Source organism: Streptomyces sp. NBC_00273 (assembly GCF_036178145.1).
In the GTDB taxonomy this organism is placed as follows: Bacteria; Actinomycetota; Actinomycetes; order Streptomycetales; family Streptomycetaceae; genus Streptomyces.
Genome location: NZ_CP108067.1, coordinates 7,655,914 through 7,671,345, shown reverse-complemented (window position 1 = coordinate 7,671,345; position 15,432 = coordinate 7,655,914). Strand labels below are relative to the sequence as shown.

The window sequence follows — 15,432 nt, the reverse complement described above, 5'->3', positions numbered from 1 at the left end:
GCATCCTGTGGCCGGCGCGACGTGACCGGAGGGGATCGCCGACGTGCGGGTCGGGCGGGAGCAGCGGCGTGAGGAGTTGCGGCAGTGGGTGCGCGGGGGCGCGGAGGGTCGCGGAGCCCTGCTGATCGTGGAGGGCGAGCCCGGCGCGGGCCGCACCGACTTCGTGCGCGGCGCCCCGGGCGGGGCGGCCGCGCTCGGCTGCCGGGTGCGGTACGCCGCGGCCGGCGCCCTCGGGGCTGAGCTGCCGCTGCGCGCCGCACTGGACTGCCCGCACCCCGGGGGCCCGGACCGGGCGGGCGCGCGCTCCGGCTGGAGCCGCTGTCCACGGCGGAGACGGACGTGGTGGTCCGGGACCTGGTGGGGGCGGAGCCTGGACCTCGGCTGCGGGAGGCGGCGCGGCAGGCGGGCGGCAACCCGCGGCTGAAGGACAGCCTCGCCGGCGTTTGGGGCGCGGGGTCTGGGGCGGAGCCCCAGGAGCGGTGCCGCACCCGGGAACGCACGTGGCCCCGGCCGTCTGCGAAGGGACGGCCGGGGCCACGGGAAGAGACGGTCTAGCTCCAGCTGGCGTGCAGCGGCTTGCCCTCGGCGTAACCGGCGGCGGACTGGATGCCGACCACGGCCTTCTCCTCGAACTCCGCGAGGGAGCCGGCACCGGCGTAGGTGCACGAGGAGCGGACGCCCGCGATGATCGAGTCGATCAGGTCCTCGACGCCCGGCCGGGCCGGGTCGAGGAACATGCGCGAGGTGGAGATGCCCTCCTCGAACAGGCCCTTGCGGGCACGGTCGTAGGCCGACTCCTCGCTCGTGCGGTTCTGCACCGCGCGCGCGGAGGCCATGCCGAAGGACTCCTTGTAGAGCCGGCCGTCGGCGGACTGCTGGAGGTCGCCCGGGGACTCGTACGTACCGGCGAACCAGGAGCCGATCATCACGTTGGACGCGCCGGCGGCCAGCGCCATCGCCACGTCGCGCGGGTGACGGACGCCGCCGTCGGCCCACACGTGCTTGCCGTACTTCTTCGCCTCGGCCGCGCACTCCAGCACCGCGGAGAACTGCGGGCGGCCCACGCCCGTCATCATGCGGGTGGTGCACATGGCGCCGGGGCCCACACCGACCTTGATGATGTCCGCGCCGGCGTCGATGAGGTCCTTGACGCCCTCGGCAGCGACGATGTTGCCCGCCACGATCGGGACCTGCGGGTCCAGGGCGCGGATGGCCTTGATCGCGTTGATCATCGACTCCTGGTGGCCGTGCGCCGTGTCGATGACGAGCGTGTCCACGCCCGCGTCGAGCAGCTGCTTGGCCTTCGCCACGAAGTCGCCGTTGATGCCGACGGCGGCCGCGATGCGCAGCTTGCCGTTCGCGTCGGTGGCCGGGGTGTAGAGCGTCGCGCGCAGGGCGCCCTTGCGGGTGAGGATGCCGACGAGCTTGCCGTCCTCGTCGACGGCCGGGGCCAGCTTGCGGTGGCCCGCGTCGAGCTGGTTGAAGGCTTCGCGGGGGTCGATGTCGGCGTCGATGAGCAGCAGCTCCTTCGACATGACCTCGGAGAGCTGGGTGAAGCGGTCGACACCGGTCAGGTCGTGCTCGGTGACGACGCCGACCGGCCGGCCCTCGTCGTCGACGACGACGCCGGCACCGTGGGCGCGCTTGGGCAGCAGGGACAGCGCGTCGGCGACCGTCTGGGTGGGCGCCAGCGTGATCGGGGTGTCGAGCACGTGGTGGCGGGTCTTCACCCAGGAGATGACGTCGGTGACGATCTCGATCGGGATGTCCTGCGGGATGACGACGATTCCGCCGCGGCGGGCGACCGTCTCGGCCATCCGGCGGCCCGCGATGGCGGTCATGTTGGCCACGACGAGGGGAATGGTGGTGCCGGTTCCGTCGGGCGAGGACAGGTCGACACCTTGACGGGAACCGACCGCGGAGCGGCTCGGCACCATGAACACATCGTCGTACGTCAGGTCGTACGGCGGCTTCAGGTCATTGAGGAAACGCACGTGCTGAACATCCCAGTCGATCGAAGGATCCGTCTACGCCCCGGCAGGACAGCCGAGGAAACGCACGTACTTCATTCTCCCACGACCTGGCGTTCACACCGCCCGGGCTGATCGTCCAGGACATACCGGGCCGGGTGGTCTTTTCCTACGGGACCTTGGTCCCGGCGGGCCGGGTCCGGCGGTGGACGGGGCCGCGCCGCCCGGCCAGGGGGAGCACCGATCCGCCGTGCCGGACGGCGGTGAACTCGGCGGCGATGGCCAGCGCGGTCTCCTCCGGGGTGGCGCCGCCGAGGTCGAGTCCGATGGGTGAGCGCAGGCGGGCCAGGGCGGCGTCGGTGACGCCCTGGGCCCGCAAGCGTCTCTCGCGTTCGGTGTGGGTGCGCCGCGATCCCATGGCTCCCACGTAGCCCAGGGGCAGCCGCAGGGCCAGTTCCAGCAGCGGTACGTCGAATTTGGCGTCGTGGGTGAGGACGCAGACCGCGGTACGGGAGTCCAGGCGGCCCGCGTCCCATTCGGCGGCCAGGTGCCGGTGCGGCCAGTCGACGACCACCTCGTCGGCGCCGGGGAAGCGGGCCGGGGTCGCGAAGACGGGCCTGGCGTCGCACACGGTGACCCGGTGGCCGAGGAAGGCGCCGATCCGGGCGAGGGCCGCGGCGAAGTCGATGGCCCCGTAGACGAGCAGCCGGGGCGCCTCGGCCGCCGATTCCACGAGGAGGGTCAGGGGCTGCCCGCAGAGCCCGCCGGCCGTGCCGAGCTCGGCGGTGCCGGTGCGCCCGGCCAGCAGCAGCGCCCGTACCTGCCGGGCGGCGGTCCGGTCCAGGTCGGGGCCGCCGCCGAGTCCGCCCTCGTAGGTGCCGTCGGCGTGGACGGCGAGCGCCCGGCCCAGCTGGGTCGGCGGTCCGGAGACCACCCGGGCGAGCGCGGCCCGGGCGCCCCCGGCGGCGGCGTCGAGCACCGAGCCGAGCACGGGCCGGACCGGGTCGAGCCCGCGCACCGGGGTGACCAGGACGTCGAGGACTCCGCCGCAGGTCAGGCCGACGGCGAAGGCGTCGTCGTCGCTGTAGCCGAAGCGGTGCAGGCCGCCTTCGCCGGAGGCGAGGGCGTCGAGGCACAGTTCGTGCACGGCGGATTCCACGCAGCCTCCGGAGATGGAGCCGAGCGCGGTGCCCTTGTCGTCGACGGCGAGGGACGCGCCGGGGCCGCGGGGAGCGCTCCCACTGACGGCGACGACGGTGGCGAGTGCGAACTCCCGCTGCGCGGCGCACCACGCGCGTAGCTCGTCGGCTATGTCGAGCATCAGCGGATGTACTCGCGGCGCGGGGCCTGTCCGGGCAGGTGCGGGCGCGGCGGCAGGACGGCCGGGGTCGCCGGCCGGGCCGCAGGTGGTCGGGCGGCAGGTGGTCGGGCCGTCGCGGCGGCCGACCGGGTGGGTCCGGGGTATCCGTCGGGCATCGGCGGGCGCGCGCCGAGCAGTTTCGCGGCGTGGGCCACGCTGGCGAGGGTGGCGTGGTGGTGCCAGCCCCGGAAGGAGCGGCCCTCGAAGTCCCGGATGCCCACGGGTTCGCAGGTCTCGGCGAAGTCGAGGGAGACGCGGTCGGTGAGTTTGGCCAGCAGGAAGAGCTGGGCGAGCGGCCGGTCACCGATGTTGGTGATCCAGAACTCGGAGGGCAGCAGGGCGGCTTCGGTCCATGCTCCGACCAGCAGCAGCGGGGTGGGCGGCGCGGGTACGGGGCGGTCCTCGCAGGGGGTGGCGAAGATCGAAGCCGAGGTCAGCAGGGTGACCGCGCCCTCGGCGCGGCCGTGCCGGGTCCATTCGACGACGCGGCGCTGGGAGCGCAGGGAGTCGATGAGTTCGCGGGCCGGGGCGGTGTGCGGCCCGGGTTTGAACCGGCCGGCGCCGCCGAAGGAGACCGGCAGCGAGCCGTCGACCTTGAAGACGAAGGGGATGTCCTGGAGGGTGAAGGACTCGATGCTCTGCGGGAGATCGGCGCCCGCGACCTCCATCACCACGGGCCGGCGCTGGAGTTGCCAGCTGGCGGCCATCCGCTGGACGGCGTGTACGGCGTCCTGGGCGGGAGTGAGGGAGCGGGCCGTGTCGGGGATGCCGGCCCGGCGGCGGCGCAGGAGTTCGTTGGTCCAGGGCCCGGGGAGGGTGAGGGTCCATTCGACCGGGAAGCTGGCCTCGCTGGAGGCGAGCCAGATCCCGCTCGCCTGCTGACAGTTGGCGGTGCGGCCGAGCTGGGGGACGAACTGCCGGCCGACGCCGACGGAGCGGTCCCCCGCCTTCTCTATGACCATGGGCTGGAGCACCCAGGCCAGGGGGCGCTGTGCGGTGCGTTCGAGGTGCTGGGCGAGGGAGCGGCGGACCGGGGTCCAGTCCCAGGGGGACTTGCTGATGAACTGCTGGAGGCTCTGCTCGACGGAACTGGCCCCTGTTCCGGCGATGTTACGAATTGTTTTCTTCCCGGTGGTCCGCACCAGGCCGTTCAGATAAACGCGGGCCCAGTTTCGCTGGTCCCGCCGGGGTAATGATTCGAAGAGCAGAGAGATCAGGACGTCGATCAATTCGGAGATTTCCGTCGTGGAATCCTCCGGCAGGACTACGCGAGCCATCTGGGCCTCCCCCGCGACCAGCTAGATCCAATACCCTACTTGACCGCATAGAACGGCCGTAGGCCCCGGCGGCTACTTCCTGAGGTCGCTGGCAGTTTCGAGCCGCTCTTCCTCTACCACGAGGGGGATGGGGATCTGGTTCGCCGCATAGTAGATCGCGATCAGGAAGTGGGCGACAAGTGTGAGTGGTGCGGAGTAGAAGGCCAGCAGGACGGTGAGGGGGTACGCGATGGCTCCGAGGCCGAAGCGCACTCGTGTGGCGCGTGCGCCCTCCTTGTCCACCTGCTCGTGGAAGAGGTGGCCGACGCGGGTGACATACCACCAGAAGGCCAGGAACGCCAGGGCGTAGGCCACCGTGACGGCGCTGTAGAGGACCGCGGCCGCGTTGGCGGAGCCGCCTTCCTCCATGAGGTGCTCGGCGAGGACGTTGGTGGTGTACGGGACCACCGACACCACCATCAGCACGAGGAGATTCAGGAACAACAGGGGGCGGTCCACCCGCCTGAGGTGACTGAAGATGGTGTGGTGGTTCACCCACATCACACCGATGATGAGGAAACTCACGACGTAGGCGGCGTAATGGGGCCACTGTTCCCGGACTCCGTGCCAGAAGTCCGAGCCGGTTTCTTCCGGAACCTTTAATTCCAGAACGAGGATCGTGATGATGACGGCGAATACGCCGTCACTGAATGCCTCGATCCGCCCGGTTTCACTTTCCATTGCCTCCCCTTTGCCACTTCTTGCATATAGGCGGCCCACACTCGCGCGCTATGCCACACATACGGGGAGGGCGCTGCGGCGCCCTCCCCGCACACGCTACCCAGATTTCGGCCGTCAGCCGCCGAATCCGGCTGTCTGGCGCCAGATTCGGCCATCGCGGACGACGAGTGTCCCGAACGCGTGCTCCGGTTCGCCGTTCAGGTTCATGATCGCCCGGTAGAAGATGGTGTCTTCGGTCTCGATGTACTCCTGGAGTTCCACGAGCGTGGGCTTCACGGTGAGATAGCCGGTGAACGTCTCGCGAACCGCTTCGATCCCCACCGAGACCCCCTCGAAGCGCAGCAGCACGGCGTCGTCGGTGTAGTTCTTCATCACCGCCTCGATGTCCAGGGCGGCCAGCGCCTCCATCTGGCGGACGAAAACCGGGTGCAGCTTGGAGATGTCGTACGTGGCCATGTCGACTCCGTTTCAACTGGGACGGGTGCCCACGATGGGTGCCGTTTCGGGTGTTGTCGCAGGTGAGGCGCAGGACTGGGCGCTGCCGGCGAAGGGCAGCCGGACGACCATCCGGGTCTCGCCGGAACGCGAGCGGGCGGTGATCGACCCGTGGTGGCGCTGGGTCACGATGCGGTAGCTGAGGTGCAGCCCCAGGCCCGTACCCTTGCCCACGTCCTTGGTGGTGTAGAAGGGTTCGAAGATCCGCGGCAGGGACTCGGCCGGGATGCCGCGGCCGGTGTCGGCGATCTCGACGACCATGCAGACGCCCTCGGCGCGGGCCCGCAGGGTCAGCACCCCGGAGCCCTCCATGGCCTCGGCCGCGTTGTCGACCAGGTTGGTCCACACCTGGTTCAACTCGCTGGGATAGCCCGTCAGTTCGGGCAGGTCGGGCTCGTACTCACGCACGATGGTGATCCCGGCGAGCTTGGCGCGCAGGACGACCAGCGTGTTCTCCAGTCCGTCGGTCACCGGGAAGCGCTGTTCGGGCGCCCGGTCGAGGTTGGCGTAATCCCGGGTGGCGGAGACGAGCTGGGAGATCCTGGGCCCCGCGGCACGGAGCTCCGCCGCGAGCGAGCGGATCTCCAGCAGCGCCGCCAGGTGGTCCAGGGCCGGGGCGAGCGCCGGCTCCCCCACGCCCTCCAGCCGCTCCAGCAGCCAGCCCAGCTCCAGTCCGAGGTCCGCGACCCCGGAGCCGAGCAGGCCGGGCCGTTCGATGCCCGCCTCCTCGGCCCAGTCGGCGATCGCCTCCTCCGCGTCGGCCTGGGCGAACGGGTCGGTGGTCGCCGGTGGCGGCAGCTTGTCCAGTTCGTCGGCGATCCGGTCCAGGAGCGAGCGCTCCGCGCCCGAGGCGGCCGCGCCCCAGGCCTGGGCGGTACGGGTGAGCCGGTCCAGGGCGGGGGCCAGTTCCTGCGCGGCCCGGGCCACGGCCGCCGCCGGGTTGTTCAGCTCGTGGGCGAGCCCGGCGGCCAGGGTGCCGAGCGCCTCCACGGTGGCCCGCTTGCGGGCCTGCACCTCGGAGGACTTGATGCGCCAGGCCAGTACGGGGATCAGTACGGCGGCCACCCCGTGGCAGCGGGTCAGCATCTCGAAGAAGACCGGCTTCGGGTAGGCCACCACCGTGGTCGACGGGCCGCTGGCGGCCGCGGTGGCCACGTAGGACCCGTCGGTCAGCAGGGGCAGTTCGCCGGTGAACCGGTGGGCGGCGGACGGCTTGCCGTCATGCTCCTCGGCGGCGACGCTCTCCTCCTCGGTGGAGTGCCGGGTGAGCACCTCCTCCCGGCCGTCGACGACCTTGGTGACGACCAGCCCGCCGGAGAGCAGGACGTGGAAGCCGGTGGCCTCCTCGCCGTCCCGGAAGAGGACGTCGCCGTCGGCCAGGACCCGGGGCTCGGACACCGAGACCAGCCAGTCCAGCTGCTCCTCGGTGATCCCGGCGAAGATCTCCAGCTCGCGCAGGGCCGACCGCAGTTGCGGGCCCTTGGTGTCCGCCGCGTTCACGCCGCACTCCCCTCGGCCCTGGTACGGGCGGCCAGTCGCAGGGTGGCCAGCAGGGCCAGCGCGCACACGCCGGCGACGGCGGCCATGAAGCCGACCGAAGTGCGGTGCAGCCCGTGGATGTTGGTGAGCATCCCGGCGAGGACCGCCGGAACGCTCATCGCGAGGTACGCGAAGACGTATACGGCGGCGGTCAGTTCACCGCGGTGCGCCGGCTGCGCGAGCGTGCTCAGCGCGCGGAAGGAGCCGAGGAAGGCCGCGCCCCAGCCGCTGCCGAGGACGGCCGTGGCCACGAGGAACACGGCGGCCGAGCGGATGCCCAGCGCCAGCAGCACCAGGCCGAGTCCGGCGAGGAGGCCGAGCAGACCGAGCACGGCGGTGCGCAGTGCCTCGGTGCGGCCGAGCGCCAGCTGGGCGGCGGTGGCGGCGCCGGCGAGCAGGGCGACCGTGGCCCCGCCGACGAGGTAGTTGGTGGACTCCAGCAGCGACAGCGCCAGGTGCGGGCCGAGGGAGAGGTAGAAGCCGCCCACCGACCAGACCGCGACGATGGTCAGGACGAGGACGGTGAAGCGGCCCCGGGCGTCCGCCGGCACGCGGATCCGGTGCGGGACCACCCGGAAGCGGCCGCCGGCTCCCGGCGCGCTCTCCCGCATCCGGACCACCCCCACCAAGGTCGCGGCGAAGGCCCCGACCAGCAGCAGGTAGCTCAGCACCGTCGGCGCGGGCGCGAACTGGACCAGGAGTCCGGCCCCGATCCCGCCCAGCCCGATGCCCACGGTGGGGCCGGCGCTGTTGACCTGGGCGCCGAGTGCGGGTCTGGACGCGGGGCTGAGTTCCAGCAGGGCCGCGCCCATCGCCCCGGTGGCCAGGCCCACGGCGAGCCCCTGGACGGCGCGGGCCGCCAGCAGCAGTCCGAGGCCCTGGGCCCCGGCGAACAGGACCATCGAGACCATGGCCAGGACCAGTGCGCCGCCCAGGACCGGGCGCCGGCCCAGGGTGTCGGAGAGGGAGCCGAACAGCAGCAGCCCGGCCAGCACGGTGACCGCGTACAGGGCGAAGACCACCGTGATCGTGCCGGAGGAGAGCCCCCACTCCTGCTGGTAGAGCACGTAGAGGGCGGAAGGCACGGAGGAGGAGAGCATCAGCAGGACGAGGACCGCTCCCACCACCCAGAAGCCGGAGCCTCTGGGCGCACTGGCCGCGCGGGCGGCTGGGTGCACGGTTACCCCCGTGGTCGTCTCGGATGTGTCGGCCACTGCGTCACTCAACTCCCCCGTGATGGGGCCCGTGCGGGCCCCGTGGCGTGCCCTGTCGGGCTATCGGTCGAGGGCCTGCTCGGCCCTCTGCAAGGCTCGGGCCGTGAGGACCCCCACGAGATGGCCGAGGTACTCGGCCGAGGTGCCGCGCCCGGGGACGAAGAGCTCCCTGGGCTCGGCGCGGAAGGCCGCGAGCACGGCGTCCGTGCCGTACGGGCCCCCGCGCAGCCGGTCCTCGACCCCGCGCAGCCGCAAGGGCCGGGAGGTGGCCCCGGTGACGGCGATGCGCAGCCCGCCGGGGGTGATCCGTACGGCGGTGGCGCACACCGGGTAGCGGGTGGCGCGGTCGGCGGTCTTCTCGAAGGCCGCGGCCGGGCCGGCGGCCGGCACGAGCAGCGCGGTGAGGACCACGGCGGCGGGCGGGCTGCCGGCCGCGAGCTCCTCGGCCGCCAGGGTGGACCGCCCGCCGGGGCCGGCCAGTTCGACCACGGCGTCGGCGGCCAGGGCGGCGACCGGCAGGTCGGTGGCCCGCCCGGCGGCGGCGAGGTTGCCGCCGACCGTGCCGAGGTTGCGGACCTGGGGGTCGCCGTTGGCGCGGGCCGCGGCGGCCAGTTCCGGGGCCTCGGCGAGCACCAGCGGGTCGACGGCGAGCTCGGCGAGCGTGGTGAGGGACCCGATCCGCAGCCGGGTGCCGTCGGGGGTGCGCGTGACGCCGCGCAGCTCCTCCAACCGCCGGATGTCGACCAGCAGCGCGGCCCGGTCGGCTCCCGCGCGCAGGTCGGGCAGCAGGCTCTGGCCTCCGGCCAGGACCCGGGCGCCGCGGGTCCCGGACAGCAGGGCGAGCGCCTCGTCGAGGCCGGCGGGCCGGACGTAGTCGAACTCGGTGAGGATCACTGGGCTTCTCCTCTCAGGCGGCGCCAGACCTTCTCGGGGGTGAGGGGCATGTCGATGTGCTGGACGCCCAGGTCGGACAGGGCGTCGACGACGGCGTTGACGACGGCCGCGGCGGGCGGGACGGTGGCGATCTCGCCGGCGCCCTTGGCGCCGAGCGGGTTGTGCGGGCTGGGCGTGACGGTCTTGTCGAGCGTGAAGAACGGCACGTCGGCGGCGCGCGGCAGGGCGTACGTGGTCAGGTCGGAGCTGATGAGCAGGCCCTGTTCGTCGTAGACGGCGGCCTCCATCAGGGCCTGGCCGAGGCCGTGCGTGATGCTGCCCTCGATCTGACCGAGGACGATCTTGGGGTTGCCGATGTGGCCGGCGTCGTCGACGGCGGTGTAGGACACCACCTCGGTCTCGCCGGTCAGTTCGTCGATCTCGACGACCGCCACGTGCGTGCCGAAGGGGTAGTTGAAGTCCGGCGGGTCGAAGTGCGTGGTCTCGTCGAGGGCGGGTTCGATCTCGGCGGGCAGCCCCCAGCCGTACCACATGGACATCGCCAGCTCGGCGAAGGTCTTGGTGTTCTGCTCGTTGCCCTCTTCGAAGACGCGGCCGCCCTCGTAGACCACCTTGTCCTCGGGGACCCCCAGGAAGACGGCGCCGGCCCGGATCAGCTTGCTCTTGATCTTGCGGGCGGTGAGGGCGACGGCGGGCGCGGCCATGCTGTAGGAGCGGGAACCGTAGGTGCCCTGCCCGTACGGGGCCTTTTGCGTGTCGCCCTCCAGGACCTGGACGGTGTCCGGGTCGATGCCGAGCTCGTCGGCGGCGACCTGCGCGAAGACCGTGCCGTGGCTCTGGCCGGTGGAGGCGGATCCCACGATGACGGTGACCTCGCCGGTCGGGTGGACGCGGATGTTCGCGCTCTCCCAGGTGCCGCCGAGCATGCCCTCCTGGGACATCCGGGTGGAGGGGCCGACCCCGCAGATCGCCACGTAGGTGGCGAGGCCGACGCCGAGCCGCTTGCCGCGGGTGCGGGCCTCGGCCTTGCGGGCGGGCATGTCGGCGTAGCCCGACAGCTCGATGGCCTTGTCGAAGTTCAGCTGGTAGTTCCCGGAGTCGTAGGTCCAGCCGAGTCCGTTGTCGTACGGGAACTTCTCCTTCGGCACCAGGTTCTTGCGGCGGACGGCCGCCGGGTCCATGCCGATCTCGCCGGCGTACCGGTCGACGAGCCGCTCCATGAGGAAGGCGGCCTCGGCGCGTCCGCTGCCTCGCTGGGCTCCGAGCGAGACGGTGTTGGTGAAGGCGGCGTAGACCTCGCAGAAGGCGGCGTCGATGTCGTACATGCCGCTGATGGAGCGGCCCATCAGGGCGGTGGCGACACCGGGGCCGATGGTGGAGGGGTACGCGCCGAGGTTGGCGTAGCTGGTGCAGCGCACGGCGGTGATCCGGCCGTCGCGGGTGCCGGCGAGCGTCACGTGCTGGCGGTGGTCGCGGCCCTGGACGGTGGAGTTCATCAGCCCGGTACGGGTGTCCACCCACTTCACGGGCCGGCCGAGCGCCTTGGACAGCAGCAGCACGAGCGCCATGTCGGGGTACAGGTACCCCTTGGTGCCGAAGCTGCCGCCGACGGTCGGGGCGATGACCCGGAGCTTGTTGAAGGGGATGCCGAGGACCAGCGCGGAGAGCAGGAAGCGGTGGTTGTGCGGACCCTGGGTGGAGGCGTAGAGCGTGTACTCGCCGGTGGCCGCGTCGTAGTCGCCGACGGCGCCGCGCGGCTCGATGGGGCTGTTGATGGTGCGCTGGTTGACGAGGTCGAGCTCGACGGTGACCTCGGCCTCGGCGATGGCCGCGTCGGTGCGGTCCTTGTCGCCGCAGGTCCAGTACGCGTTCAGGTTGCCGGGGACGGCCTCGTGCAGCTGGGGCGCGCCGTCGGCGAGCGCCTCGTCGGCGCGGGTGACCACGGGCAGCGGCTCGTACTCGACGGCGATGGCGGCGAGCGCCGCGGTGGCCTGGCGCGGGGTCTCGGCGACGACCACGGCGATGGGGTCGCCCACGTGCCGGACGGTGTCGCCGGTGAGGACCGGGCGGGCGCCGGGAAGTCCGTAGGGGTGGGGCGGGAAGTGGCTCTCGACGCCGCCGGGGATCCAGATGCAGGGCAGCGGCATGACGTCGGTGAAGTCGGCGGCGGTGGCCACCTTGAGCACGCCGGGCAGCTGCTCGGCGGCCTTGGTCTCGATGGAGAGGATCTTCGCGTGCGCCACCGGGCTGCCCAGGATGGCCATGTGGGCGGTGCCCGGCAGGTCGATGTCCGCCACGTACGTGGCCTCGCCGCGCAGCAATTGCGGATCCTCGCGGCTGTCCAGCGGCTGTCCGAGGACTCCGCTCCCCGTGGCCGGGGCCTCCCCCGTCACTGCGGTCATGTCCCTCACACCTCCTGTCCGGCAGCGGTGGACGCGGCGACGGCGGCGGGCTCGCTGGCTCCGGAGGGCGCCTCGGCGCGGGCGGCCGCGCAGGCGCGCTGCACGCCCCGTACGACGCTGTGGTAGCCGGTGCAGCGGCACAGGTTGCCGGTGAGCCACTCGCGGATCTCGGGTTCGGTGGGGGCTTCGCCGCCGGCGGTGGAGTCGACGAGTTCGCCGAGTGCCATGACCATGCCGGGGGTGCAGAAGCCGCACTGGGTGCCGTGTTCCTGGCGCAGTGCCTCCTGGAGGCCGGACAGTTCACCGCCGCGGGTGGTCTCGCCCTCGATGGTGGCCACCTCGCTGCCGGCGGCGGAGGCGGTCAGGACCAGGCAGCTCTTGACGGACCGGCCGTCGAGGCGGACGACGCAGGTGCCGCACTGGCCGGTGTCGCAGCCGACCTTGGTGCCGGTGAGCCCGAGGCCGTCGCGGAGCCGTTCCACGAGCAGTTCGTTCGGCCGCGCCGAGAACTGCTCGGGTCTTCCGTTCACATTCAGTGTGATATCCATGCCAGCGCCTGCGCTTCCGTGAGCGGCCGGTTGAAAAGGGGCCCGCCGGGCTGTTGGAGAATTCCTCCGGAGTGCAACGGGCCGGTGTCCACGGGCGCGAATCCCAGATCCGTGATGATTCCCGCGACGATTTCCTTCGATTTCGCGTCGTCGCCCGCGGTGAAATGGGCCAGGCGCTCTCCGGGGGCGGTGCCGGCGACGGCGAGGGTTTCGAAATGCATGGTGTTCAGGGATTTGACGACCTGGGCGTCGGGGTACCACTCGGCGACCAGGTCGCTGGAGCCGCGCCCGCCGAGGTCTGCGGGGGTGCCGGGGCCGCCGAACGCGTTCGTGGCGTCCACGAGCACCTTGTCCTGCACGGCGTACGGCGGGAGCAGCCCGCGGACGCTTTCGAAGGGCACCATCAGCACCAGGAGTTCGGCCCGGTCGGCTGCCTCGGCGGGGTGCGCCGCCGAGGCAGCCGGGCCCAGCTCGGCCACGAGCGGGCCGAGGGTCTGCGGGCCCCGGGCGCCCGCGAGGACGACCTGGTGGCCTGCCGCCACGAGGATCCTGGCCAGGACCGAGCCGATCCGCCCGGTGCCGATGATGCCTGTCCGCATGTGCCGCTCCTCGGGAAGGGGGTCTCGTTCGCCGTTCCGGTCGCGCTCGCTCGCCGTTCCGGCTCGTTCGTCGTTCCGGTCGCGCTCTCAGTCCATGCCGATCCAGACCGACTTGGTCTGGGTGTAGCTCTCCAGCGACTCGGGGCCGCACTCGCGGCCGTAACCGGAGGCCTTGTAGCCGCCGTAGGGCACGGCGGGGTCGTACTGGTTGTAGCAATTGACCCAGACCGTGCCGGCCTTGATCTGCGAGGCGACCCGGTGGGCACGCCGCAGGTCCTTGGTGTGGACGCCGGCGGCGAGGCCGTACGCGCTGTCGTTGGCGATGCGCACGGCGTCCTCCTCGGTGTCGAAGGGGATGATCGACAGGACCGGGCCGAAGATCTCCTCCTGGGCGATCCGCATGCCGTTGTCGACGCCGGTGAAGACGGTCGGCAGGAAGTACAAGCCAGCCGAGAGGTCGTTGGAGGCGCCCTCGGGGGTCCAGCCGCTGCCGCCGGTGCGCAGGACCGCGCCTTCCTTCTCGCCGACCTCGATGTACGAGCTGACCTTGTCGAACTGTCCGCGGTGGGCCAGCGGTCCGAAGAGGGTGGCCGGGTCGCGCGGGTCGCCGGGCTTCAGGTCGGCGGCCCGGCGGACCAGGCGTTCGACCATCTCGTCGTGGATGGGGCGCTGGAGCAGGAGCCGGGAGCCGGCGGTGCAGATCTCGCCCTTGTTGTAGTAGATGCCGAAGAAGGCGAGTTCCTCGGCGGCGTCGAGGTCGGCGTCGGCGAAGACGATGTTGGCGGATTTGCCGCCGAGCTCCATCGTCACCTTCTTCAGGGTGCCGGCCGCTTTGCGGATGATGGTCTGGCCGACCGAGGTGGAACCGGTGAAGGCGATCTTGTCGATGTCGGGGTGGCCGGTGAGGGTCTCCCCCAGTTCCACGCCCGGACCGGTGATGACGTTCAGCACCCCGTCGGGGATCTCCGCCTCCTGGAAGAGCTCGGCGATCTTCAGGGCGGTCAGCGGGGTGGCCGGGGATGGCTTGTGGACCACCGTGTTGCCCGCCGCGAGCGCCGGTGCGATCTTCGTCATCGACAGCAGCAGCGGGAAGTTGAACGGGGTGATGGCGCAGACCACGCCCAGCGGTTCGCGCAGGGTGTAGGCGAGCTGGCCGCCGGCCGGGGCGCGCGAGGAGCCGTCGACGCGGGTCACGGCCCCGGCGTAGTAGTGCATGAGCTGGGCGGCCATGGGGGCGTCGACCGTGCTGGAGAACGCGAACGGCTTGCCCATGTCCACGGTCTCCAGCAGGGCGATCTCCTCCAGGTCGCGCTCGATGAGCTCACCGACCCGGTTCAGCCGCAGCGCGCGCTCCTGGGCGGACAGTCTGCTCCAGGGGCCTTCCTCGTACGCCCTGCGGGCGGCGGCGACGGCCGCGTCCGCGTCGGCGGCGGCGGCCTGGGCCACCGGTACGATCTCCTGCCCGTCCACGGGGCTGATGTCCGGTTCGGTACGGCCGTCCTGGGCCGGGACCCAGGCGCCGCCGATGAACAGTTTCCCGGGGTTGGCGAGGGGCTGGCCGCTCAGCTCACGCTTGGTCATGGCTGCCTTCCGGTTTCGGGTGCGGGGGACTAGCCCTCGGCGAGCTGCGTCAAGAAGGTCTCGGCGAGGGCCTTGGAGGAGTAGGGGTTCTGGCCGGTCGTCAGCTTGCGGTCGACGACCACGTGCGAGTCCCAGATGGCTTCGGCCTTCTCGTAGCGGGCGCCGAGCCGGGTGAGTTCGACCTCCAGGATCAGCGGGAGCCGGCCGGCCATGTTGGTGACCAGTTCCTCGCTGTGCGAGAAGGCGGTCATCCGGTAGCCCTCGAAGGGCCAGCGGCCTTCGCCGTCGCGCAGGGCGAGCAGTGCGGTGTGGCCGTGGCACACGGTGGCGAGCGGCTTGTCCTGCGCGATGACCCAGCGCAGGATCTGGGCGAGCTCGTCGGACTTGGGGAGGTCACCGATGGCGCCGTGGCCGCCGCTGACGTACACGCCGTCGTAGTCCGTGATGTCCTTCTCGGTGAGGGTCTCCAGTGCGATGGGGGCTCTCAGCTGGGGAGTGTTCTCGATGGCCCGGACGTATTCGGCGGCGTTGGCCGCGTCCTCGTCCGGCGAGCCCTGGGGGCGGACCCACTGGAGGAACTGGGGGTCGATGCTCGTCTGGTCGACCGTCGGCGCCCTGCCTCCGATCGTCGCCACGTCCACGTCGTGGCCGGCCGCTTTGAAGAGGGAGAAGGGCACGACGAATTCCTCGGCCCAGAATCCCGAGGGGTGCTGTTCACCGTCGAGCAGATGCAGTGTGGCTTTGGCCGTCATGACGACGAGAATCTTCATGATTCTCTCCTTGTTCTGGATTCGCTGCCGATTCAACACGCCACCCGCAGGGGGCGTAAGGGG

14 protein-coding genes are annotated in these 15,432 nt (G+C 71.7%); 1 reads left to right on the top strand and 13 read right to left on the bottom strand.

Features of this window, described 5'->3' with window-relative positions; all coding sequences use genetic code 11:
• Positions 1 to 43 precede the first annotated feature (43 nt).
• On the top strand, positions 44 to 424 hold the full coding sequence (locus OG386_RS34360) for a hypothetical protein (RefSeq protein WP_328791273.1): 381 nt from the start codon (positions 44 to 46) through the stop codon (positions 422 to 424).
• A gap of 127 nt (positions 425 to 551) precedes the next feature.
• Here OG386_RS34360 and OG386_RS34355 read toward each other — a convergent pair whose 3' ends face one another.
• The 13 genes from OG386_RS34355 to OG386_RS34295 all read right to left on the bottom strand — a co-directional run bounded on the left by OG386_RS34355 (position 552) and on the right by OG386_RS34295 (position 15,369).
• Positions 552 to 1,994, bottom strand: a complete 1,443-nt coding sequence (locus OG386_RS34355; RefSeq protein ID WP_328791272.1) for a GuaB1 family IMP dehydrogenase-related protein — start codon at positions 1,992 to 1,994, stop codon at positions 552 to 554.
• A gap of 145 nt (positions 1,995 to 2,139) precedes the next feature.
• A complete protein-coding gene (locus OG386_RS34350) occupies positions 2,140 to 3,291 on the bottom strand; it encodes an XdhC family protein (RefSeq protein ID WP_328791271.1) in 1,152 nt (383 codons plus the stop codon).
• Positions 3,291 to 4,607 carry an IS701 family transposase gene (locus tag OG386_RS34345; protein ID WP_328791270.1) on the bottom strand — a complete coding sequence of 439 codons (1,317 nt, stop codon included), beginning with the start codon at positions 4,605 to 4,607 and terminating at the stop codon, positions 3,291 to 3,293. The genes OG386_RS34350 and OG386_RS34345 overlap by 1 nt, the downstream gene beginning before the upstream one ends.
• A 72-nt stretch (positions 4,608 to 4,679) precedes the next feature.
• On the bottom strand, positions 4,680 to 5,327 hold the full coding sequence (locus OG386_RS34340; protein WP_030010896.1) for a TMEM175 family protein: 648 nt from the start codon (positions 5,325 to 5,327) through the stop codon (positions 4,680 to 4,682).
• A 114-nt stretch (positions 5,328 to 5,441) separates the two neighbouring features.
• Complete coding sequence (locus OG386_RS34335) at positions 5,442 to 5,783, bottom strand: nuclear transport factor 2 family protein (protein WP_030830361.1); 342 nt, start codon at positions 5,781 to 5,783, stop codon at positions 5,442 to 5,444.
• A gap of 12 nt (positions 5,784 to 5,795) precedes the next feature.
• Positions 5,796 to 7,322: an ATP-binding protein gene (locus OG386_RS34330; RefSeq protein ID WP_328791269.1), complete on the bottom strand. Its 1,527-nt coding sequence runs from the start codon at positions 7,320 to 7,322 to the stop codon at positions 5,796 to 5,798.
• Positions 7,319 to 8,575 carry an MFS transporter gene (locus OG386_RS34325; protein WP_327386444.1) on the bottom strand — a complete coding sequence of 419 codons (1,257 nt, stop codon included), beginning with the start codon at positions 8,573 to 8,575 and terminating at the stop codon, positions 7,319 to 7,321. The genes OG386_RS34330 and OG386_RS34325 overlap by 4 nt, the downstream gene beginning before the upstream one ends.
• 60 nt (positions 8,576 to 8,635) lie before the next feature.
• On the bottom strand, positions 8,636 to 9,469 hold the full coding sequence (locus OG386_RS34320; protein WP_328791268.1) for an FAD binding domain-containing protein: 834 nt from the start codon (positions 9,467 to 9,469) through the stop codon (positions 8,636 to 8,638).
• Complete coding sequence (locus OG386_RS34315) at positions 9,466 to 11,871, bottom strand: xanthine dehydrogenase family protein molybdopterin-binding subunit (protein WP_328791267.1); 2,406 nt, start codon at positions 11,869 to 11,871, stop codon at positions 9,466 to 9,468. Before OG386_RS34315 ends, OG386_RS34320 begins: the two co-directional genes overlap by 4 nt.
• Positions 11,872 to 11,876: 5 nt before the next feature.
• Complete coding sequence (locus tag OG386_RS34310) at positions 11,877 to 12,401, bottom strand: (2Fe-2S)-binding protein (protein ID WP_328791266.1); 525 nt, start codon at positions 12,399 to 12,401, stop codon at positions 11,877 to 11,879.
• A gap of 2 nt (positions 12,402 to 12,403) precedes the next feature.
• Positions 12,404 to 13,018, bottom strand: a complete 615-nt coding sequence (locus OG386_RS34305) for an NADPH-dependent F420 reductase (protein ID WP_328791265.1) — start codon at positions 13,016 to 13,018, stop codon at positions 12,404 to 12,406.
• Between the two features lie 87 nt (positions 13,019 to 13,105).
• Positions 13,106 to 14,599, bottom strand: a complete 1,494-nt coding sequence (locus tag OG386_RS34300) for an aldehyde dehydrogenase family protein (RefSeq protein ID WP_328791264.1) — start codon at positions 14,597 to 14,599, stop codon at positions 13,106 to 13,108.
• A 29-nt stretch (positions 14,600 to 14,628) separates the two neighbouring features.
• Positions 14,629 to 15,369 (bottom strand): type 1 glutamine amidotransferase domain-containing protein, encoded by a 741-nt coding sequence (locus OG386_RS34295; RefSeq protein ID WP_328791263.1) that lies wholly within the window; start codon positions 15,367 to 15,369, stop codon positions 14,629 to 14,631.
• Positions 15,370 to 15,432 lie beyond the last annotated feature (63 nt).

Bases quoted from the DNA above. Each gene is read 5' to 3' on its own strand.
- OG386_RS34350 (WP_328791271.1), bottom strand. From the start codon at position 3,291: ATGCTCGACATAGCCGACGAGCTACGCGCGTGGTGCGCCGCGCAGCGG.
- OG386_RS34345 (WP_328791270.1), bottom strand. From the start codon at position 4,607: ATGGCTCGCGTAGTCCTGCCGGAGGATTCCACGACGGAAATCTCCGAA.
- OG386_RS34340 (WP_030010896.1), bottom strand. From the start codon at position 5,327: ATGGAAAGTGAAACCGGGCGGATCGAGGCATTCAGTGACGGCGTATTC.
- OG386_RS34335 (WP_030830361.1), bottom strand. From the start codon at position 5,783: ATGGCCACGTACGACATCTCCAAGCTGCACCCGGTTTTCGTCCGCCAG.
- OG386_RS34315 (WP_328791267.1), bottom strand. From the start codon at position 11,871: ATGACCGCAGTGACGGGGGAGGCCCCGGCCACGGGGAGCGGAGTCCTC.
- OG386_RS34305 (WP_328791265.1), bottom strand. From the start codon at position 13,018: ATGCGGACAGGCATCATCGGCACCGGGCGGATCGGCTCGGTCCTGGCC.
- OG386_RS34300 (WP_328791264.1), bottom strand. From the start codon at position 14,599: ATGACCAAGCGTGAGCTGAGCGGCCAGCCCCTCGCCAACCCCGGGAAA.
- OG386_RS34295 (WP_328791263.1), bottom strand. From the start codon at position 15,369: ATGAAGATTCTCGTCGTCATGACGGCCAAAGCCACACTGCATCTGCTC.